Source organism: Mesorhizobium sp. M7A.F.Ca.CA.002.05.1.1 (genome assembly GCF_003998335.1).
Taxonomy (GTDB): Bacteria; Pseudomonadota; Alphaproteobacteria; order Rhizobiales; family Rhizobiaceae; genus Mesorhizobium.
Genome location: NZ_RZQI01000741.1, coordinates 1 through 3033 on the forward strand (window position 1 = coordinate 1; position 3033 = coordinate 3033).

The window sequence follows — 3033 nt, forward strand, 5'->3', positions numbered from 1 at the left end:
GCTACAAGCTGCGCGAAATGGTGGCCTCGCCGATCTGCGGCGCACTTGCGGCGGCCTACCTGACGCTGCCGGCGGTGTCCTACGCCAGGATCGCCGGCCTGCCGATGCCCGATCCCGCCGACGACACCACCACGCTGGCGGCCGCCTTCCTGATCGGCGTCTGCGCCATGTGGATTTCGGACGTCCTGTTCGAGTTCGTGGTGCGGAGAGTCAGCCGCGCGCGGGACGAATAGCTGGTGCGGCGGCGATTGCTTGGCGGAATTGCCGAGGCACGTTTCCCGCGGCATCGAACCATCGAAGACAACCCAAAATAGCCCGTTCCGGTTCGCCGGGCGGGCTATTTTCGCGTGTCGGGCCGATCAAGCGAGGATGTTGACCGCGCGTGCCGCGACCAGCGCGATGGTCAGCAGCGAGATCATGGCCTCGGCCATCATCAGCAGCTTGGCGCGCTGGGAGAGTGGCAAGGTATCGGTCGGCGAAAATGCGGTCGCATTGGTGAAGGCGAGGAAGAAATAATCGACGAAGCCGGGCAGCCAATCTCGAAGCTCACGGTCGTTCAACGTCATCTGCGCGAACAGGAAATCGGCCTGTGCGAGCTTGACGAGGCCGCAGGTCGGCGGACCGCCGCGGTCGGTGCTCCAGAACCACAAGGCAAAAACGATGACGTTGGTGACCCAGATGTTGAGCGCGTCGATCAGCAGCGTCGTACCGCTACTGCCGGCATGGCCCTCCAGCAAGGCACGCACCAGCAGGACCAGCGAACCGCAATTGATGATGCTGATGATGGCGGTCATGGTCAGGGCTGTTCTGCGGATCATGACCCGAAACTGGCCGATCGCATGCCACTCGTGGTCCTCGACCGCCTTTCGGGTGGCGGCCTGCGTCCAGGCGGTGGCCACCGACAAGGGCAGCAGCAGGGCCGCCTCCAGCGCGGGCGCCACCCAGCGCGGCCCGAATGAGAGATTGTTGATGACCAGAAGCTGCAGGCAGATGATGACGAGAACGGCCGCACGGGCCATCCAGAAATCGAGCGCACGGTAGTGAATGACGGCATGGTGGTGGCGCATTTTTCAAATCCTGGATGCTTTTTGGGGACGGCAACCGGTCAGGCGTAGGCGACGCCTGCCGCGATCACGCCCAAGGCGCCATGCCCGGCATGTTCAGGGTGCTGCGCGATGGCGTGTTCCATTGTTGTCTTGCTGGCATGTGATGACGGGAGAGGCGGCATGGTGGCGCGAAACTCTGCCTCAATCTTGGTTTTGCCATGGTCGGCCAAGTATACATTTTCGTAAGCTTCAAGTTCTGGGCTGTTCGTAAAACCGTCCGGTGTGATTTATCCACCGCATGACGCGAATCGACGAAACCATGAACGGTTGGCTGCCGGTCGGCAGTTCTGTTCCAGGCGACTGGTGGCAGTCGTCGATCTGGCCGGGGCTGACGCGCTATCCAGAAGCCGGCCTAGCGCTTTTATGCCTGACGCAGATCCTGTGCTGGACCGTGATGCCGGCGCTTGTCGATGCCGCCCCGCCCGGCGATGTCGTCGAGAGCTTTATGTGGGGCCGCGAATGGGTGCTTTTGACCTACAAGCATCCGCAGCTCCCCGGCTGGCTGCTCGAGATCAGCCATCTTCTGACCGGATCGTTCCGCTGGCCGCAATATCTGCTCGCCCAGCTTGTCGTCTCGGCGACCTTCGTCTTCGTCTACCTGCTGGCCCGCGACATGCTCGGGAGAACCCGCGCGCTGGCCGCCGTGCTTTTGATGCCGTCATTGTATTTCTTCGGCTGGCCGACACCGCAGTTCAATCATGATTACGCGCAGATGCCCTTCTGGGCCGCAATCTGCTGGCTGCTGTGGCGTGCGGGCCGTGGCGGTGGGCCGGGCTGGTGGCTGGCGCTCGGACTGGTGTCGGGCGTCGGGCTCTATGCCAAGTTTTCCACCGGGCTGCTGTTGCTCTTCGGGGCGATCTGGCTGTTGTCGGACACGCGGGCACGCAATCGGCTCGCCACGCCCTGGCCCTGGCTTGGGCTCGCGGTTTTCCTCGCCGTCGCCGCGCCACTGGCCATCCAGCTCTACCGCATCGATTTCCTGCCGCTGACCTATGTCGCCGGCCGCGATGAATGGGTGTTGGTCCACCGCGCCCGCCTTTACTATATCGGTGTCCAAATGGCGGGGCTCTGCGGCTTATTGCTGGTGCTGTCGATATCGGGGCTGTTGCGGCGTTCGCCCGCGCCGGAACAGCCCATTGAGCGCGGCGCGCTGGCCTATCTCGTGTGGATGGGGCTTGGTCCGGCGGTGCTTGTCATGGTGGCCTCGCTGTTTACCGGCGCCGGCGAGGCGTGGGGCGCGCCGATGTACAATCTGGTCGGCGTTGTGGCGATCGCCTTGCTGGGTCATCGGCTTGGCGCCGTCGAACTGCGACGGCTGGCGATCTGCGCGTTCGCCTGCATCCTCGGCATGTCCGGTGCCTATGCGGGCATCCGCTGGACGAGTTGCAATTTGCGCGGGCGCATGGATGCCGTCTGCTGGCCAGCGCGGCAGATTTCGGACGAAGCCGAGGCGGTCTGGCACGCGGCGGTGCCCGGTCGGCTCGACATCGTCGGCGGCGATACCCGCATCGCGTTGCTGGCGGGCCTCAACGCCTATGACAAGCCGTCGATCTTCACCGACCTCGACATGCGGCTCGCCCCCTGGATCACCAGCCAGCGGCTGCGCGATCACGGTATGCTCCTGGTCTGGCCCGGGAGCGGCGTGCCACCTCGGCTGCTGGCGTGGCTGGGAAACATCCCGGTCAAGACCGTTCTTTTCGCCTGGTCGCTCAGGGCACCACCGGTGGCGATCAGCTTTGCCGCCATTCCGCCTGGCATGAAGCTACCGGGTTTGATCGACAGCCTCGCCCAACCGAGCAATTGAGGTAGATCCACCGCGTCCGCTGGACGAAGCAGGTGACAATGCCCATTTATGGCGAGACCACTTGCTTTCACGCAATTCCAGACGGAAAACCGCTACACACTTTTCCTGGAATTGCTTTTGAGG

At 63.7% G+C, this 3033-nt stretch carries 4 protein-coding genes; 2 read left to right on the top strand and 2 right to left on the bottom strand.

Going from position 1 to position 3033, the window contains the following annotated elements; genetic code table 11:
* On the top strand, window positions 1–233 hold a 233-nt coding region (locus EN939_RS27640), incomplete at its 5' end, for a hypothetical protein (RefSeq protein WP_127270887.1).
* Between the two features lie 126 nt (window positions 234–359).
* Here EN939_RS27640 and EN939_RS27645 read toward each other — a convergent pair.
* Window positions 360–1067, bottom strand: a complete 708-nt coding sequence (locus tag EN939_RS27645) for a hypothetical protein (RefSeq protein WP_127270889.1) — start codon at window positions 1065–1067, stop codon at window positions 360–362.
* 38 nt (window positions 1068–1105) lie between these two features.
* Window positions 1106–1276 carry a hypothetical protein gene (locus tag EN939_RS38205; protein WP_164748724.1) on the bottom strand — a complete coding sequence of 57 codons (171 nt, stop codon included), beginning with the start codon at window positions 1274–1276 and terminating at the stop codon, window positions 1106–1108.
* Between the two features lie 68 nt (window positions 1277–1344).
* Here EN939_RS38205 and EN939_RS27650 point away from each other — a divergent pair, with 68 nt between their 5' ends.
* The gene (locus tag EN939_RS27650) at window positions 1345–2910 is read left to right on the top strand and encodes an ArnT family glycosyltransferase (protein ID WP_236382756.1); all 1566 of its coding nucleotides are present in this window, start codon (window positions 1345–1347) and stop codon (window positions 2908–2910) included.
* Window positions 2911–3033: the final 123 nt, after the last annotated feature.

Bases quoted from the DNA above. Each gene is read 5' to 3' on its own strand.
- EN939_RS27645 (WP_127270889.1), bottom strand. From the start codon at position 1,067: ATGCGCCACCACCATGCCGTCATTCACTACCGTGCGCTCGATTTCTGG.
- EN939_RS27650 (WP_236382756.1), top strand. From the start codon at position 1,345: ATGACGCGAATCGACGAAACCATGAACGGTTGGCTGCCGGTCGGCAGT.